The following is a 16,482-nucleotide window of genomic DNA, read 5'->3' as shown; positions in this document are numbered from 1 at the left end:
GAGTTTCTACATCCGGCAGTATTTCATGGTTTCGGCTATTGAATAGTAAGACCACCGCTGGCATATCCAGAAATAGTTGCTGCAGAGTCAATTCCTGCAGTTACTTTAGCTGTATACACCATCAAGTAACGACTTCCTGGTGCTACAGGGATCGATAACCCAGTAGTTGTTCCTCTGGAAATAGTACCAATGCCCAGAACACCTGTTAAAGGGGGATTCAAGGTAACCGTAGCGCCTGGTACGGCAGTAAATATATTATCTGGTGCCGTTGATACATACAATTGCCCAGTAATGGTTACCGTCGTTCCCACAAGAGATAGTGCAGCAGTAGTACTAAAATAACCAGAAACGGATGTAATAGTACCGGCACGAGGCGCCGAGAAGGAATAGTTTAAATCGGTTCCTGCTCCACCTGTAAGATCAATAATTCCTCCAGGAATAGATACTCCATTAACAGAACCCCCAAACCCGAGAAGGCTGCTTTGGTTACTCACTCCACCGAACGTTGTTGTTAATGATACTGGCTTTCCGGAAGCGTAAGGAATAATCGCTCCCGCTCCTGCGGCTCCGGTGGCGCCGGTTGCTCCTGTGGCTCCCGTTACACCCGCTGCTCCGGTGGCTCCGGTCACACCTGCAACGCCTGTGGCCCCGGTTGCTCCTGTGGCTCCGGTTGCTCCGTCATAGCCTGTCGGACCTTGTAAGCCTGTGGCTCCCGTTACACCCGCGGCTCCGGTGGCTCCGGTTGCTCCTGTGGCTCCGGTTGCTCCGTCATAGCCTGTCGGGCCTTGTAAGCCTGTCGCTCCCGTTACACCCGCTGCTCCGGTGGCTCCGGTCACACCTGCAACGCCTGTGGCGCCGGTTGCTCCTGTGGCTCCGGTTGCTCCGTCATAGCCTGTCGGACCCTGTAAGCCTGTCGCTCCCGTTACACCCGTTGCTCCGGTGGCTCCGGTGGCTCCTGTGGCCCCGGTGGCCCCGGTGGCTCCGGTGGCTCCGTCATAGCCTGTCGGACCTTGTAAGCCTGTCGCTCCCGTTACACCCGCTGCTCCGGTGGCTCCGGTGGCTCCTGTGGCCCCGGTTGCTCCTGTGGCCCCGGTTGCTCCGTCATAGCCTGTCGGACCTTGTAAGCCTGTCGCTCCCGTTACACCCGCTGCTCCGGTGGCTCCGGTCACACCTGCAACGCCTGTGGCGCCGGTTGCTCCTGTGGCGCCGGTTGCTCCGTCATAGCCTGTCGGACCTTGTGAGCCTGTCGCTCCCGTTACACCCGCTGCTCCTGTGGCTCCGGTCACACCTGCAACGCCTGTGGCGCCGGTTGCTCCTGTGGCTCCGGTTGCTCCAGCATCTCCTTGTGCCCCAGCCGACGCTACCAAAGTGTAACTTGCCGAATCAATGCTCGGTGTGCCAGTCGGATTTGCTGCTTTCACAATATAGGTGCTGCCATTATAAAACACGGTTTGACCTACTGCATACCCCGGAGCCGCTGTTTCATCATACGTTACAATTCCATCTAGGCCTGCTCCCGTTGCTCCAGTTGCTCCAGTGGGCCCTACAGCCCCATCGCTTCCATTAGAACCTGACGGTCCCGAAGCCCCAGCAGGGCCTTGGTCCCCCTTTTCACCCTTATCGCCCTTATCGCCTTTAAGACCTGCAGTTGGTTCTGGCACAGCTACTGAACCGGGAGACGCAGGCACTTCCGTCACCTCAACGAAATAAGCGGTAGTTCCACTGTAAACAACCGTAACGTCCTGCCCTGCCTTAATGGTTGAACCAAGTCTACTTGGGCCAAATACGACAGCTTTAGGATCCAGAGTAAGCTGCTGGATTACACCGCTTTTATTTACAAGGCTAATGCTGCCGCTGGATACGCTGACCACATTCCCCTTTATGATACGATCTGTTTTGTCCCCTAGAAGCATTTCCATCTTTGCTAGGATCGTTGCTACCTGGGCACGAGTAAGTGTGTCCTTCGGTTTGAAGGTATTATCAGGAAAGCCATTAATAATGTTCAGCTTTACACCAGCATTTACATATCCAAGCGCAGCTGGCGAAATATTAGCATCATCTGCGAATACCGATTTGTTAGTGGAAAGGGTAGCTGCATCCAATTGTTTCCCTAGTGTACGAACAAAGAGCTTGGTGACCCACTCGCGCGTTGCAGTTGCCGCCCCCCACGATCCATCAGCCGTTCCGTTCTCTTCGCTAGGTACAACCAAACCTTTATCGATAGCCAGCAGCACCCAATCGCGTGCCCATACATCTGTGGTTAGTGTCAAGTTTCCTGCTTGGACTGAAGGGTTCTCAATACCCAAAAAACGGATTGCCATTATCACAGCCTCTTGATGGCTCACTGGGCTATCAGGATTGAATTTCCCAACATCATCGCCAACTGTAAATCCCAAAGCTGCAACCTTCGTTATATATTTGTAAGACCATGAACTTGTATCCACATCATGAAAGGACATATCCGCGGTTGCTGCATGGGCAATTCCAGTTGCTATAAGCTGAACATCCGCAATGGCTCCAGCGACCACATTGCCCGCTAGAGCTACCGTCGAAACCTGAAATACTTTGTTTTTGAAGCTTTTGTCTCTATTCTCCTTCTTATATTGCTTCATTGCTTTAAGGATTGATTTTTCAACATCTTTGTGATTACTCATTTCTCATCCTCCAATATTGTTAATAGCCTCTCCGATATGAAATCTTCCTATGGTAAACCCAAGCTTTTGAAATAGGCACGATTCCCGACAACGCTCGGATTATTTGGAACAAATCCCGCCGCAATTTCATTATGTCGGAAAGCCAGCTCTCGCTGCCCCAGCCTGTCGAAGCATACACAAAGCTGTAAATGCGGCACCCAAGTCCAGCTGGAATGCTGCAAAATCGCAAAGCTATCCGTCGGTTTCTTGAGCTCAGTCGCCAGCTTGTACCAAAATATGGCGTCTTCAAATTTCTCTTCCTTCATATGAAGATATCCAAGCTGACAGCAGATTTCCGCACGCGGTAATGCGTATACAAACGATTGCAGTGCCCTGGCTTTCGCTTCATTTATGTACCCCAGCTCTGCTGCACAATCTGCTGCACGGCCGCAGGCTCTTATCCGGTCCTCCACCCAGCCGTCGGGACGCTGCAAGAACTGATCATATTTGTCCAACGCACGTTCCCATAGTCCATGATCAGCAAGTTCATTCCCGTAGTAGAATAGATCGCGTGATGAGAACCATTCGCCCACTGCTTCATGCTCCTCATAAATATGCAAATTGCGATCGGAGTTGCCGTGCATCCTGTCATGAGTAATATTAATATCTGCAGAATGTAGGTTTCCCGCTACCTGTAAATATTCATGGACAAACCCGATCCATCGAAAACACTTCTCACGCTTGACCAAACGATTTCTACGCAGGCTGGTCATCACATTTCCATATTCGTCGCGGGCAAGAATATAATTCATGGAAACGGAATCGACGGTCCATTCAAGTCCGGCAAGAAGGGCTTTAAATTTCTCAGCATCCGGTGGCAAAATCACATCATCTGCATCGAGCCATAATATATATTCCTGAGTAGCTAGGCTGAAGGCATAATTTCGTGCTTTGGAAAAATCGTTAACCCAAACAAATTCAAATACGCGGTCTGTGTATTTTCGTGCAATCTGCTTCGTCTGGTCTTCCGAGCCCGTATCCACGATAATAATTTCATCAACCAGGTCACTGACACTGGACAAACACCGATCAAGGGTTTGCTCTTCATTTTTGACAATCATACAAAGGCTTACCGTTATCTTATTTTTCCATTTAAGCAAAGCCTGTGAAATATCTAAGCCCCATTTTTGAGCTGCCTTCGCTTTATTCTCTTGAAGAAGCTTACCGTACCAGTTAGGATCATCCGGAAACAAATCTGGAGGCTGTTGATAGCAGACAAAGCAATCCTTGGCTATATACATACCATAACCAGCCTGCATAGCACGATAACAATAATCATCATCCTCGAATGATTCCAAGCCGAACCGTTCATCAAAGCCGCCCAGCTTGTCGTATGCACTCTTACGGACAGCCAGCATTTGGCTAAGGAGCCGTGTCACTCTTTGGGTCTGACCTGCTTGCTCCGCAATGAAGGCACGAGCAATAACACTTAACTGCTCGATGCTGTTGACAGGCTCGGGAATTGATACATGCTGGGCTCCACTGACACCATTACTCACTGGTCCGACCATTGCCGCATCAGGGCGCTGTTTTAAACAACCAGTCAATGACTTCAACCAGCCCTCGGACAAGGTCATATGATCGCGAAGAAACACAAGCAAATCGCCTTTGGCCTGGGCCGCTCCAAGGTTATAACCCGCAGCAACACCGATTCGTTCTTGAGAGGTAATCGTAACAATGCCCTTCTTGTCCATACTCAGCAAATTATCAATTTCTTTCGAGCCGCCATCATTGATCACAATTAATTCGTAGGTGCCAGATGTAGATCGCCGAATGCTTGCAAGACATTGTTTAACCATGCTGCTATGCTGAGCCAACAATATAATACTGGTCTTCATTCCAGCCTCCATATTGAAAAGTAAATGTACGATTGATGCAATTTAGCTAATGATCCAAAAAACTCGTGATGTTGAAGCGAGACCTTGAATCGCTGGTTCTAGCTGAGGAACTCCCTCTTAATTTCCATGCTTTATAAGCTAACCTTAACAGGCTGTTTCCAATTTAGTAGTACTGCTGTAAGGTCAAATCCCCATCCCCCCCTGTAACCGCTTTATTGTGTTCCATCTATAAAAATTACCAGTGGGGTATTTCTGAAAATAAAGAGGGTGTGCCATATAACGAACAACACAATATCAGTCACATACAAGCTGCAACCAGCTTGAAGCGCCCGATAACAAAAATCATCGTCCATAGCTTTCAAGCAAAAATCGTTAACCTTTCAACGAATAGTTGATTGTTTGCATATCCTATTTATAACATATTGACAAGGGTGAACTACATTAAAGATTTCTTTAAGTTCATCTATAAACCGCGTAGTTCGACACCCTTAGCAGAAATACAACAAAAACCGGGTATATCTAGCTCCCAAATCCAAACGTACTCCTAAATTGCATGTCGAAAACGAATGAATAGAATCGTATCTTGCTAAACAGCAACTCTCAAGGAACGCATATAAAACCAAAGAACCCTCTTCTCACGCTTCCAGACGGAAAACGTAATAAGAAGGCTGGGTGGGTATGGTAACACCCGAGTATGCTTTAGATTTGCAGCTCCCCAAGCTTGATCAGCTCGACTACCGCTTGCGAACGGCCTTTTACATTCAGCTTTTGCATAACGTTCGAGATATGATTTCTGACCGTCTTTTCACTGATAAACAGCTGCTGCGCAATGTCTTTCGTCGTTTTGTCCTGTACCAACAGTTCAAAAACTTCGCGCTCGCGGTTGGTAAGCAAAAATTTGCTTTTGTGATCGTTGCCCATCAAAGTGTCACCCCTCCTTGCCCGGGTTTTTGTATCAATACAAGGTCTAGGGATACAGTCAAATCCAGTGTATGAAATACAGGATGGACTGGTGCGCCCCTAGAACAAAATAGGCGGAAGCCCGGCATGGGCCAGTTCCGCTACCCGGACAAGCTTGGTATCAGGCCTGTTCTCCTCTCAGTTCGCCCACGGCAGCCGTACAATATTTGCAGCGGGTCGCTTTGATCGGAATTTCCGACAGGCATTCGGGACATTCCTTGATCTCGGGCTTAGGTGCGGGCTTGGGGTCCTCCTTCTTGCGGAGACGGTTCAACTGCTTGACCACCATGAAGATGACGAAGGCCACGATCAGGAAGTCGATCAGCGTGCTGAGGAACTGTCCGTAATTGAGCGTAACGGCACTGTCCGCCTTGGCCGCTTCCAAGTTGGGATAAGACTTGCCGTTCAGACTCAGGAACAAATCCTTGAACGGAACCTTGCCCAGCAGCAGCCCAACAGGAGGCATGATAATATCGTTGACGATGGACGTCACCACTTTGCCGAAGGCGCCGCCAATAATTACCCCGATCGCCAGATCGACCATATTTCCTTTCATCGAAAATTCTTTGAATTCCTTCCACAGCTTTGAATTCAACACCCAGTTACCCCCCATTAGATTCACTCATTTCTTGTCGAATATTGTACAACAAACAAGCCCTGAGCAAAAGAGTCCTTTTGCCCAAGGCTTGTCTGGAGGCGCCGGCTTCCCGGCGTTTATTTCTTCCTGTTATTTCTTCCTGCTCAGCGTGACGAGAAGCGATGCTGCGCTCAAGATGACGGCAGCGATGGACAGGTAAAGCGGCAGGCTGGATGACTGCGCCGCCGAAGCCTCAGTCGTTTCGGACGCTGCTCCTGCGGCCGGGGCCGTCGTATGACCGTGACCGTCGGTCCCTGCGCCAGCCGGCTTCGCATTGACCTTGGTCACAGAGGCCGGCTTATCGGAGCCTTCCGCTCCGACCCATTCCACCACACTGCCATCCTTGTAGGTTTGATAAGCCTTCCAAGTAATAGCTGTCGCCGTATCGGCTACCTTGCCCTGCATATAGAACTCGCCGAATTCCGTAGCGCCGAGTCCTTCGCCCGTAGCCGTCCAGATAACGCCGGTAATCTTGTCGCCTTCCTTGGTCAGCTCATACGTCCAGCCCGGCTTAGGCTCAAAGCGGGAAATCGACACGGAGTCCAGCGGAAATTTGACCTCGACCTTAACCGTAGGAATCGTCTTCTCCGTGGGGACGCGTACCGCGAACTTCTCGTAGCTTCCTTGCGTCGATTCCTTCGGCAGGACCGTCACATGGGCGCTGGCGACTCCCGAGATCAGCATAGACAGCAGCAAAACAAGCGCAAAGGCACCGTAAACGGGTTTGGATCTTTTCATCATTAAACTAGCCCCTTCCTGGTATACAGCGGTAAGTATTTCCCTTCCTAATGTAACGTAAACCGCTCCAGGACAACATGACTCGACCGGGCTATTTTTCGGGTGATTTTTGGACGTTTTGTGTCAAGCCGTGGCGGACGGCATAAGCGGTAAGCTGTACCCGGTTTTCCAGAGATAGCTTGGCCAATATATTTTTTACGTGATTTTTGACGGTGTTCTCTGTAATGAGGAGAGCCGAAGCGATCTGCCTGTTGCTTTGGCCGGTCGCTATGCAGCCAAGGATCTCGAGTTCACGCTGCGATAAAGCGCTTGGCGCCACGTCGTCCGCTCTCCCGCTTTCCGAGCGCCGGAACGACTGGAACAGCCGATCGGCCAGGCCGCGCGATATTTCGCTGTTCTCATCGAGCAGTCCGCGCAAGTAATGACTCCAGTCCTCGGGGTTCATATTTTTTAAGAGATAGCCTTGAGCCCCCTCGCGAACCGCCGTAAACAGATCTGTCACATCGTCGGATACCGTCAGCATCACAATCCGGATATGCGGATACAGCTGTTTGATCCGTCTCGTCGCCTCCAGTCCGCCGCAGCCCGGCATCCGGATGTCCATCAGAATCAGATCGGGCAGCAGGACCGGGCAAAGCTCCAGCACTTCCTCCCCGCTGGCTGCCTCGCCGATCCATTCGAAATCCTTCTCTCCCCCCAGCAGCGTTCGGACCGCCCGGCGGGCTAAAGGGTGGTCATCGGCCACCAGCACGCGAACCTTCATAAGCCCCTCCCTTCCTGAATCGGCCCTGTTAGAACCAGCTCCGTACCTCCGCCAGGCGCCGGTTGCAGCTGCAGCTCCGCTCCAAGCTCAAGCGCCCGCTTGCGCAGGATGGACAGCCCGTATCGGCCGCCCGAAGCATCGGCTTCCGGGTCGCATCCGACTCCGTTGTCCGCGATGCGCAGACGCCAGCTCTGCCCGTCAGCCGCGCGCCCCAGCTCCAAGAAAGCTTGGTCCGCCTGCGAATGCTTGCGAATATTCGTGAAGGCTTCCCGAACGATAGAGAACAGCGAAACCTCTGCCGAGGGAAGGATCGCTTTCCCTTCAAGCTCAATGACAGGCTCTACGCTGATCCCCGTCAATCCGCTCCACTCCTCCAGCCATGCCAGCAGCCTGCTCTCGAAGGCCGCCCCTTCCTCCGGCACCGTACGCAGATTGAATATAGCCTGACGCAAATGGTGGTCGATCTCGGATATGGCCTCCCGCGCTTCGTGTATCTGTCCCTTGGTCAGCTGTACATTCAGAAAGAACAGCACCTGCGCAATATTGTCGTGCAGCTCCTCGGCCAGGCGCTCCCGTTCCTCATAGACGGCCCGCTTGGCCCTCTCGCCGGCTATCGTCTCATTCATCTTCTCGATCTTTCGGAACATCCACGTACCGAATATGTAGGACAACAGCAAAGTCAGCAGCGTGATATACAGATTGCCCGCTTCCATAGACAGCAGGTGAAGCATAAAATCATGGCGTACATATTCGAACCCCCCGATCAGGAAAGGCGGAAGCAAAATCGTGCACCACTTTAAGGTTCTCATTGACATTCGGATGATCATCACACACTTTCCGTCTTTCGGCTCAATTTACCCTTGTTCATACCAGATAATTATAGCATGAAACCGAAGACGGCCATATGCATGACGTTTACCGGTAAAGCCTTCTTTAGGCTGGAATGAACTCACCTTTCGAATCATGTTTCTCAGCCATACGAGCAACCGGTCAGGTGCTCCTCGTGATCGTTCATCTGCGCTCCGGCCGCTATGAGTTGGATGCTCAAGCTGTCCCCCTCGAGGAAGCGGCACGTCAGGGTAAACAGCTGAAGCGGATCGAAGACGTGGACCGTCACCACAAGCGTTCGTTCATCCGTCCAGACAGCGGCACCATAGGAAAGCGCCCCGAGGCCCATGAAAGGCTCCATCCCTTGCGTCCAAGCTCCCAAGCCGAATCGCAGCTCCGTCCGATCACTTCCCTTCTGAAGAAGCAAGCCCGTACGTTCGCCCTCCAGCACAAACTCACAGGCCTCGTAACCGGAGCGGTTCGGATGCAGCTCCCAACGCCGACCCGCAATCCCGCGAGATAACGGGGAGTCCGGCTTGCCTGCGGGCATGAAAAGACTCAAGCTGGCGAGTCTCTTCGATAGCTCCTCTGCCGCTTGCGGCTCAGGCGAGTAGGGACGATCCGTCCTCTGAATAAGCCCTGCATGGATCGTGGACCAGAAGCACTCCAATATGCGGGCCTGTCCATCCCTGTATTCCAGCGTATTGGCCAATGTCACGAATACCAGTTCCTGCTCAGGCAGCACGATAATCAGCTGCCCTCCCATCCCCAAGGCGCAGTAGCCGTTGTTGCGGATCCGCCAAAATTGGTAGCCGTAGCCATGCTTGCCGTCCAGCATCATGCGAGTCCCATAAGTGCCTATCCTGTTGCCGGTGCTCTGCCCGGCCCATCCCTCCGGTAGGATGCGGGTGCCGTTCCATACGCCGTCCTGCAGATACAGCTGACCGAATCGAGCCAGCGCCTCTGTCGTGCAGCGAACGCCGCTGCCCCCTTTATTTATACCGAGCGGGCAGCTCTCCCACCACAGCTCGCCCATCCCAAGCGGGTCGAACAATCGGGGACGCAGATACTCCAGTACCGTCATTTCGGTCACTTTCTGCAATATCGCGCACAGTGTATGGGTCCCCGTCGTATCGTATGCGAAGCTGGTACCTGGCAGCTTGGTCGGCGGCGTATTCAGGAAGCCGCTAACCCAATCCTCCATCTGCGTGCTGGTGGATTTCGGATGAACCGTCGCCATCAGCAGCAGATGCTCCACAGTCATCATCGCCGTATAGGGATTCAGCTCCCCCTCAAGCTTCTCAGGGAAGAAGTCCGACACCTTGTCCGACAGCTTCAGCAGACCTTCCCCAATCGCGATGCCTACCGCGGCAGAGGTGATGCTTTTGCTTATTGAGAAGATGGGGTGAAGGTGTTCCGCTTCGAATGGACCATAATATCCCTCAGCGGCGACTCGGCCGCCCCGAAGCAGCATGAAGCTATGCAGGGGGATGCCCAGCTCCTCCGCCTGCTTAACAAATGCCCATACAGCCTCGGATGAGATCCCGGCCTTCTCCGGTGCTATCCTCTCTAATCGGTCTTGATTCATCTTCCTAAGCGCTCCTTATCTAAGCGAGATGGATAGGTTCCATCGCTGGTTTTTTTGTTCTCCGCTGGTCGCTCCTTAAACCCGGATAAGTTTATCCGGATTTCGTACGACATACATGTTGGCAAGCTTTCCGCGTCGGAGTTGTATACATATCGCTGCCAGAGTTTCGTCCCCTGAACGGATTACTATACCGGTCTGACCATTTAGAGAGGCAACCTCGAAAAGAAGCTTTCCCTGATAAATGTGCCCGCCCTGAAACCCTTCCAGCAGGACTCTGGCCACGTGCTCGCGCGTTTGTATCGGCTGCTTGAACGCGATGACTTTGCCGCCTCCATCCGAGACGAGCATGACGTCTTCAGTCAGCAAGGCTAACACATGCTCGACGTCACCTAGCTCCAGGGATGTGAGGAATCGGCTAACCCATTCCAATTCGACCGCTTCGGCCTCGACCCGCTCCTCCTCGGATATTCCCAGCTTGCTTCTTGCCCGGCTCATCAACTTGCGGCAATTCGCCTCTCTCTTGCCGAGCAGTTGCGCTATATCGGGATAATCAAAGCCCAGCGCCTCACGCAGGACGAAAACCGACCGCTCTGTCGGCGTTAGCCTCTCCAACAGTACGAGCATGGCATAAGACAGCAGATCACGGTGGACGACCGTCATCTCTAGCGTTTCCGCCTCCGGCGTTCGAATAGGCTCGGGGAGCCACGGACCGACGTACACTTCCCTTCTCCTCCGCGCCGACTTATGCAGATTGAGGCAGTGATTGGTTACCATTTTGCACAAATAGGCCTTCGGCTCCTCCAATCGTTCGGGTTGTACATCGAAGACCTTGACAAACACGTCCTGCACCGCATCTTCCGCGTCTGCCGCAGAGCCTGTCAACTGATACGCCAGCGTGAACAGCAGCGGTTTATATTGATCGTACAGTTTCTCCATTCGCCGTATCACCTTCTCCGGGCTATTAGACCTCCTGCATCTGGGCCTCCATGTTTCTATCGGAGCCTGCTGGCCAAATCCCATCCAAGCTTTCTGGCTTTCCATCCCAGCTTTCCTGTGATGATCATATCAAGTCCCCATTGACGCGTCCATACCAACCCGCGATTTTCCCCCAGGCCGATGCAGAAGAGATCCTTATACGATTTGTGTACCGGCGCGGGGCGGCCTTCCAGATCGGCCAGCACGATTTTCCCCAATCGATCCGCCTGCATTCCGCCTTCTTTGCACGTCATCTGATCCGCCTTGCCGGTTCTCGGATCGACGATTCTCGCACAGTCGCCAATGCTGTATACACCCGGCGCCCCTTTGACGCGATAGCATTCATCCACCAGCACTTGACCTTCAGGAGTAAGCGGCAAACCCATGCTGCGAAGGGCTGGATTCGGTATCAGTCCAATCGCCCATATACATAAGCCAACCGCCAGACGATCCCCATTGCTGAACGTCACCACTCCCGCTTCCTCCCGGATCACCTTACGATTATGAACCACTGTCACTCCAATTTCGCTGAGCGTCCTATCCAGCTTCCGTCCTACTTTCTCCGGCCCTTCCGGGAACAATCGCTCCTGCGCATTCAGCAAATAGACGCAGATATCGGACGAATTCAGCCCTAGCCTCGACGCTTCCTCCCGCATGGCGAGAATAAGCTCGGCGGACGTCTCTATGCCACTGATACCCGCTCCCGCAACCGCTATTGTCATCAATCGTTTTCGTTCCTTGAGGTTCCTCTCATCAGCAGCCTTCTGCAGATTGGCACGCCAGCGTTCCCGGATGTGTGCCGCTACTTGCGGGTCGGTCAAAGCGATGCCTCCCTGATCGGGATCCGGTCGCCGAACGATACTGCCGACCGCCACGACTAAAAGATCATAATGTATTCGGGCCTCATTTTCTTGCGCATTCGTATATCGAATCCGTTTCTCCCCACTATCCACGGACGTAACCGTACCTTGCACGAATTCGACTCCTTCGGGAAACCAATGCGTCCAGGGAATCATAATCTCTTCCCCACTCACAGCCGGCCGGAACAACAACACTTTGCGCACATGACCAGGCTGCTTGTCGAGCAAAACAAACCGGATCCGCCGCCCGTTCGCCATGCCTCTGGTCGTCTCCATTATGGCTTGGAGAGCGGCCAGCCCCGCATGGCCGCCTCCGATGATTAGGCATGTCAAGTCGTTCATCACTCCTCAGCTCCCTTTGCGTTTTGCACATATAACAATGTAAGGCTCTGATTTGTGACATCGGAAGCGAATGAATGAGTAATTTTGCATGATCCCGTTTAACATGATCCCGTTTAATATAGAAGCAAAAAAGAGAAGCAGTGTCATTACTCCACTGCTTCCACTAAAAAATTATACTCGGCGGTACCACGGCAGCCTGGAAAGCGGAGCGTCCACGTCAACCTCGCAAGGGCCGACAACCCGGCTTCCATCGTCGCCATCCCATGTCCCTTGCGGAAATAGGATCTTACGGACGGTTGCACCTTTCCGTAGCACCGGAGCAACCAAGATGTCATCGCCCAGCATGAATTGATCGGTCACCGACTCATAGCCACCCTCTGGGAACACATAGGCCAGGTGTCTTATGATCGGTTCTCCTGTTGCTGCAGCGTGCCTGGCCAGCCCGGCAAACTCGGCTCCCATCCGGCAGTGCAGATTAGCCGCTTCGATGCAATAGGACAAATGCGTTTCATCAAGCACCCTCCACGGCGCCGTGGAAAATTGCATCATCGGGAACAGCGCCGAGCATTGTGCGTAACGGACAAACAGCTCGGCATCCACTTGAAAGTCGGGACGGATTAAATCCCCATACTGTCCGCCGCCGACCATGTCGGGGCAGTTGAAGGCATAGCCGAGGAGTCCTTGCGCCAGTCCGTTGGGTATCAAGCTGGCCAGACCGTCGGTTTGCCAGTTGTGGTTTTTGTCGCTCAAGCGCTGAACAAGCGGCTGACCGGCCAGCTTCCAGCACGCCCGATACTCGTTGAAGGCGTATCGGAGACCAAGCCGCGCCCATTGTTCGGATTGCTCGTTCGGCGTCGCCGGTCTTGCGCTCATATCGGTAGGCTTGTAGTACTGCGGGTCCCCGGCATCCAATTTGAATCCGTCGACGCCGTATTGCTCCACAAGCCGATCCAATTCGCCGGCAATCCAGCTCACCGCTTCCGGGTTCGTACCGTCCAATATACCGCTGTAGCCGTTCCACCAATAACGTACGACCGGCTTCCCGTCCGCTTCCTTCAGCAGATATCCTTGGTCTCGCAAATAACGGAACACTTCTCCGTCAGGGCTAATGAACGGGCACACCCACAGCATGACGCGGAATCCAAGCTCATGCAGCCGGTCCACCATCGCTTTGGGGTCGGGAAATCTGCCTGGGTGAAAGCTGAACGTTCCGTAGTCCTCGTGCCAGTTATCGTCGATCATAAGAATCCCTGGCGGAAGACCGTTCGCGATAATCGCTTCCGCGTAAGCCAACACCTTATCTTGCGTCGGATGATAGCTCATCTCCATCCAGGTGTTGTACTGCGGAACGGTGAAAAACAATAAATCCGGGAATGTGCCTGAAGGCGGGAAATACGTTTGCGATGCGTGGCGAAACGCATCTCGCATATGGTCCCCGCCTCTCTCGACCTTAATCGCTCCCTTCACTCCCTCGACCACAAGCTCATCACCTTCAAATGCAAAGCGGAACGGCTCTTCCGACCATACATATCTCCCCTTGCTGGATAGAAGCAGCGGGTTGGCTTGATTATAGCCGGCGTCCCCGAACAAATCGCGCTGATGGGGGGTCCGTTTGCCGAATGGCATAAGCGTTCCGTCGGACACGGTTCCTCCCCACCAATATTCATTTTCCGTCAACGGGATTCTAATGGTTTCGTTGTACATGCCAGCCTCCGTCTGAATGGAGAGTCGAGCTCTCCTTATTTAGATCGATTTTACCTTGCTGCGGAGGACAGCGACAATCTTAATGTTGTGATTTAAACTATAACAATATTGACTTTTGCTACGCCGGACTTTGCGGGATCAACTATTCAAACATTGACCGTCGTGATGACATAACGTCCGCCGCTTTCCACATGGAACCGAATTCGGCCGCTCTCCGTAAAGGACCATTCGACTTCTTGATCCTGATCCGCCCGAGCTATCTGGATCGCTTGCTTCGTGAACACTTCACAAGTCTGCGTGATTGAAGAAGTGACGACTGCCTTAGACAATGAGCCGTTTGCCCATTCCAAATCGACTTCGTATCCGCCTCTTCCGCGCAGTCCTTTGACATAACCGTCCCTCCAAGCATCCGGCAATGCCGGCAGAAACTCCAAGCATGCTTGATGAGATTGCAGCAGCATCTCGGCGATTCCGGCCGTCGCCGCAAAGTTGCCGTCGATCTGGAAAGGAGGATGCGCGTCAAACAGATTGGCATATACGCCGCCTTTGTGAGCGTTCATCGGCTCGTCCGCCTTCACGAGCGTCAGCAAATTCGAGATGAGCCGCTCCGCACGATTGCCATCCTTGAATCTGGCCCATAAACCGATTTTCCAGCCCAGACTCCATCCCGTTCCCCCGTCTCCCCTGATCTCCAGCGATGTCTTGGCTGCCTGAAAGAGTTCGGGAGCAGACTGCTCCGTAAGGAGCCCCCCCGGATAAATGCCTACCAGATGGGATACGTGACGATGATGCACATCCTGGTCTTCGAAATCTTCGGACCATTCTTGCAATCGGCCTCTTTGACCGATTTGCATCGGCAGCAGCCTCATTTTCGTCTCAAGCAGGGTCTTCGCAAACTCTTCATCCGTCTGAAGCTTTTCCGCCGCTTGGATGCAGATCTCGAACAATTCTCCGATCAAAGCTAAATCCATGGTCGCTGCAGCGCTAACCGCACCGTGTTGATCCCCAATCTTAAATTTATGCTCCGGAGAGGTGGATGGCGACGTAATCAAATAGCCGTCTGGACCCGGAATGAGCCATTCCAAACAAAATAATGCAGCTTGCTTCATAATGGGGTATGCCTTATCCCGTAAAAATGCTTCGTTCCCGCTAAAGGCATAATGCTCCCATAAATGCTGGCTCATCCATACGCCGCCGAGCGGCCAAAACGCCCATACCGGGTCTCCATGGCCAAAGTCGCCGACCGGCGCTGTCTGAGCCCACAAATCGGAATTGTGGTGCGCTACCCACCCTCTTGCTCCGTAATTCACTTCTGCAGTCTTCTGACCGTTTACAGCTAACCTGCCGATAAAATCAAGCAACGGCTCATGCAGCTCAGCCATGTTGCAAGTCTCCGCAGGCCAATAATTCATCTCTGCATTAATATTAAGCGTGTAATTACTGCTCCAGGGCGCCCTGGTTTCCTCATTCCAGATACCTTGAAGATTGGCGGGCTGTGAGCCCGGGCGCGAGCTGGCGATCATCAAATAGCGTCCGTAGTGGAACAAGAGCTCGACTAGTCCTGGATCGCTGCTTCCGTATTCGGCAATTCGCCGGTCCGTAGGCAAGTTCTGCGGGGCTCTGCTTTCCCCCAAACGAAGCTCGACCCTGTTAAAAATCCTGCTATGATCCTCAACATGATGCTTCCGAATATCCGCATACGGCTTCTGGAGAATGGCCCGAATCGCTTCTGCGGTTGCATGGGCCGGGACGCGATCGGACCTGCTCGCCCCGACACTCGAATCAAACGATGTCGCTGCGCTGACATATAAGGTCGCACTTGTCGCCCCCACGATATGTACGCCATCCGTATCGACCTTCATGGTCCCGCCCTCATGCACCGCAGCTAAACGTCCGTGGAAGCTCAAGCTTTTGGACGTTTCCGGGTCGCCGTAACGCACGGGGCTTTCCACATGATGGTAATTCGGTGCGACGTGCTCCGGCGCTTTGCCTGATATCGTATAGGTATCCGCATCTAGATTCGAGGAGAATCGAAGCGGACTATCCAGCTTGGCGCGGAAACTGAGCAGCCCTTCTTGGCTTGCCGTTAACCGGACGACAATAGCTTGATCCGGATACGACGCGAATATTTCCCGGGTGTACCGAATACCGCCAATCTCATAAGCAATGGTTACGATGCCGGTGGAAAGTTCGAGCTTCCTTTCATACCCGGGGCGGCAACTTTGGCCGTGCTCCATCACCATATGCAGATCGCCGAACGGCAAATATGATTGCGTATAGGGTCCCAGCATGCTTTTGCAGAGCCGATCCGCTTCTTCATATCTTTGTTCCGCGATGAGCTGCCTTACTTTCGGCAGTACTTCCCTCGCTTCCGCGTTATTCCAATTCGTTGGGTAACCCGACCAAAGCGTATCTTCGTTCAATGCTATGCGTTCTTTCTCAACACCGCCAAAAACCATTCCGCCAAGTCTGCCGTTTCCGATAGGCAGCGCTTCCGTCCAAGTAACGGCAGGGCCATGAAATTGTATGACTTGGTTATTGCTCACCGGCACTCAC

General features: G+C 52.9%; 12 protein-coding genes and 1 pseudogene. All 13 read right to left on the bottom strand.

Translation table 11 applies throughout. The features are described from left to right. Positions 1-35 precede the first annotated feature (35 nt). Complete coding sequence (locus GSF01_RS29480; protein ID WP_328803615.1) at positions 36-2,321, bottom strand: exosporium glycoprotein BclB-related protein; 2,286 nt, start codon at positions 2,319-2,321, stop codon at positions 36-38. A gap of 18 nt (positions 2,322-2,339) precedes the next feature. Continuing rightward, positions 2,340-2,459, bottom strand: a pseudogene (locus GSF01_RS30270) (S-layer homology domain-containing protein); the annotation flags it as partial. A gap of 242 nt (positions 2,460-2,701) precedes the next feature. Continuing rightward, a complete protein-coding gene (locus GSF01_RS00725; RefSeq protein ID WP_159881098.1) occupies positions 2,702-4,531 on the bottom strand; it encodes a glycosyltransferase in 1,830 nt (609 codons plus the stop codon). A 699-nt stretch (positions 4,532-5,230) separates the two neighbouring features. Further along, entirely contained in the window at positions 5,231-5,452 is a 222-nt protein-coding gene (locus GSF01_RS00720; protein ID WP_159881097.1) for a helix-turn-helix domain-containing protein, read from the bottom strand. Positions 5,453-5,612: 160 nt separating this feature from the next. Beyond that, a complete protein-coding gene (gene mscL / locus GSF01_RS00715; protein ID WP_201305296.1) occupies positions 5,613-6,074 on the bottom strand; it encodes a large-conductance mechanosensitive channel protein MscL in 462 nt (153 codons plus the stop codon). A gap of 144 nt (positions 6,075-6,218) precedes the next feature. Next, positions 6,219-6,866, bottom strand: a complete 648-nt coding sequence (locus tag GSF01_RS00710; RefSeq protein ID WP_407945734.1) for a YcnI family copper-binding membrane protein — start codon at positions 6,864-6,866, stop codon at positions 6,219-6,221. A 91-nt stretch (positions 6,867-6,957) separates the two neighbouring features. Then, a complete protein-coding gene (locus tag GSF01_RS00705; protein WP_159881094.1) occupies positions 6,958-7,629 on the bottom strand; it encodes a response regulator in 672 nt (223 codons plus the stop codon). Beyond that, positions 7,626-8,444: a sensor histidine kinase gene (locus tag GSF01_RS00700; RefSeq protein WP_159881093.1), complete on the bottom strand. Its 819-nt coding sequence runs from the start codon at positions 8,442-8,444 to the stop codon at positions 7,626-7,628. Before GSF01_RS00700 ends, GSF01_RS00705 begins: the two co-directional genes overlap by 4 nt. Before the next feature lie 155 nt (positions 8,445-8,599). Then, positions 8,600-10,045, bottom strand: a complete 1,446-nt coding sequence (locus GSF01_RS00695; RefSeq protein WP_159881092.1) for a serine hydrolase domain-containing protein — start codon at positions 10,043-10,045, stop codon at positions 8,600-8,602. Between the two features lie 75 nt (positions 10,046-10,120). Next, positions 10,121-10,981: an RNA polymerase sigma factor SigJ gene (sigJ, locus tag GSF01_RS00690; RefSeq protein WP_159881091.1), complete on the bottom strand. Its 861-nt coding sequence runs from the start codon at positions 10,979-10,981 to the stop codon at positions 10,121-10,123. 56 nt (positions 10,982-11,037) lie between these two features. Further along, positions 11,038-12,222, bottom strand: a complete 1,185-nt coding sequence (locus GSF01_RS00685) for an NAD(P)/FAD-dependent oxidoreductase (RefSeq protein WP_159881090.1) — start codon at positions 12,220-12,222, stop codon at positions 11,038-11,040. Positions 12,223-12,393: 171 nt separating this feature from the next. Beyond that, the gene (locus GSF01_RS00680; RefSeq protein WP_159881089.1) at positions 12,394-13,926 is read right to left on the bottom strand and encodes a glycoside hydrolase family 31 protein; all 1,533 of its coding nucleotides are present in this window, start codon (positions 13,924-13,926) and stop codon (positions 12,394-12,396) included. Positions 13,927-14,072: 146 nt separating this feature from the next. Next, on the bottom strand, positions 14,073-16,472 hold the full coding sequence (locus GSF01_RS00675; RefSeq protein WP_235941196.1) for a glycoside hydrolase family 95 protein: 2,400 nt from the start codon (positions 16,470-16,472) through the stop codon (positions 14,073-14,075). Positions 16,473-16,482 lie beyond the last annotated feature (10 nt).

Source organism: Paenibacillus puerhi (assembly GCF_009846885.1).
GTDB lineage: Bacteria > Bacillota > Bacilli > Paenibacillales > NBRC-103111 > Paenibacillus_G > Paenibacillus_G puerhi.
The sequence above is the reverse complement of the archived record's forward strand: the minus strand, read 5'-3'. Positions and strand labels throughout refer to the sequence as shown.

Excerpts from the sequence above, each read along its gene's own strand:
- GSF01_RS29480 (WP_328803615.1), bottom strand. The coding sequence starts at position 2,321 with ATGGCAATCCGTTTTTTGGGTATTGAGAACCCTTCAGTCCAAGCAGGA.
- GSF01_RS00725 (WP_159881098.1), bottom strand. The coding sequence starts at position 4,531 with ATGAAGACCAGTATTATATTGTTGGCTCAGCATAGCAGCATGGTTAAA.
- GSF01_RS00720 (WP_159881097.1), bottom strand. The coding sequence starts at position 5,452 with ATGGGCAACGATCACAAAAGCAAATTTTTGCTTACCAACCGCGAGCGC.
- GSF01_RS00710 (WP_407945734.1), bottom strand. The coding sequence starts at position 6,866 with ATGAAAAGATCCAAACCCGTTTACGGTGCCTTTGCGCTTGTTTTGCTG.
- GSF01_RS00705 (WP_159881094.1), bottom strand. The coding sequence starts at position 7,629 with ATGAAGGTTCGCGTGCTGGTGGCCGATGACCACCCTTTAGCCCGCCGG.
- GSF01_RS00700 (WP_159881093.1), bottom strand. The coding sequence starts at position 8,444 with ATGTCAATGAGAACCTTAAAGTGGTGCACGATTTTGCTTCCGCCTTTC.
- GSF01_RS00695 (WP_159881092.1), bottom strand. The coding sequence starts at position 10,045 with ATGAATCAAGACCGATTAGAGAGGATAGCACCGGAGAAGGCCGGGATC.
- sigJ (WP_159881091.1), bottom strand. The coding sequence starts at position 10,981 with ATGGAGAAACTGTACGATCAATATAAACCGCTGCTGTTCACGCTGGCG.
- GSF01_RS00685 (WP_159881090.1), bottom strand. The coding sequence starts at position 12,222 with ATGAACGACTTGACATGCCTAATCATCGGAGGCGGCCATGCGGGGCTG.
- GSF01_RS00680 (WP_159881089.1), bottom strand. The coding sequence starts at position 13,926 with ATGTACAACGAAACCATTAGAATCCCGTTGACGGAAAATGAATATTGG.